This is a genomic window from Corallococcus terminator, from assembly GCF_003611635.1.
GTDB classification, from domain to species: Bacteria; Myxococcota; Myxococcia; order Myxococcales; family Myxococcaceae; genus Corallococcus; species Corallococcus terminator.
Genome location: NZ_RAVZ01000748.1, coordinates 1 through 764, shown reverse-complemented (window position 1 = coordinate 764; position 764 = coordinate 1). Strand labels below are relative to the sequence as shown.

General features: G+C 71.9%; 1 protein-coding gene. It reads left to right on the top strand.

Annotated features, from left to right (window positions below; all coding sequences use genetic code 11):
* On the top strand, positions 1 to 764 hold a 764-nt coding region (locus D7V88_RS41935; protein ID WP_244238700.1), incomplete at both ends, for a condensation domain-containing protein.

The following is a 764-nucleotide window of genomic DNA, read 5'->3' as shown; positions in this document are numbered from 1 at the left end:
CAGCTCATCTCCCGACTGCGCACCACCTTCCAGGTGGAGCTGCCCCTGCGCGGTCTCTTCACCGCGTCCACCGTGGCCCGCGTCACGGAGCTGGTGGAGGAGCAACTGCTGGTGCGCTCGGACGGGCCGCGCGTGCCCTCACTGCGCCGCGTGTCGCGCGACGGCGCGCTGCCCTTGTCCTTCTCGCAGCAGCGGCTGTGGGTGCTGGACCAGCTTCAGCCCGGAGCCACGCCGTACGTCCTGCTCGGCGCCGTGCGCCTGGAGGGTACGCTGGACGCGGAGGCCCTGCGTCGCGCGCTGGAGCTGCTGGTCGAACGCCATGAGGCCCTGCGCACCACGTTCGCGCTGAAGGGCGCCGAACCCGTGCAGCTCATCCAGCCCACGCCCGCGTGGACGCTGCCGGTGACGGACCTGGGCGCCCTGCCTCCCGAGGACCATGAGGCGGCGGTGCACCGGCTGGCACTGGAGGAAGCGGGTCGGCCCTTCGATCTGAGCACGGGACCTCTCCTGCGCTCGCGGCTGATGCGCTTCGCGGACGCGGCGCACGTGCTGCTCCTGAGCATGCACCACATCGTGTCCGACGGCTGGTCCGTGGGCGTGATGGTGCGCGAGGTGGCGGCGGCCTACGCGGCCTTCTCCACAGGGAAGCCTCACGGGCTTCCGTCCCTGCCCGTGCAGTACGCCGACTTCGCCTCCTGGCAGCGCGGCTGGCTCCAGGGCGACGTGCTCGCGAAGCAGGTCGCGTGGTGGAAGGACCAACTCGC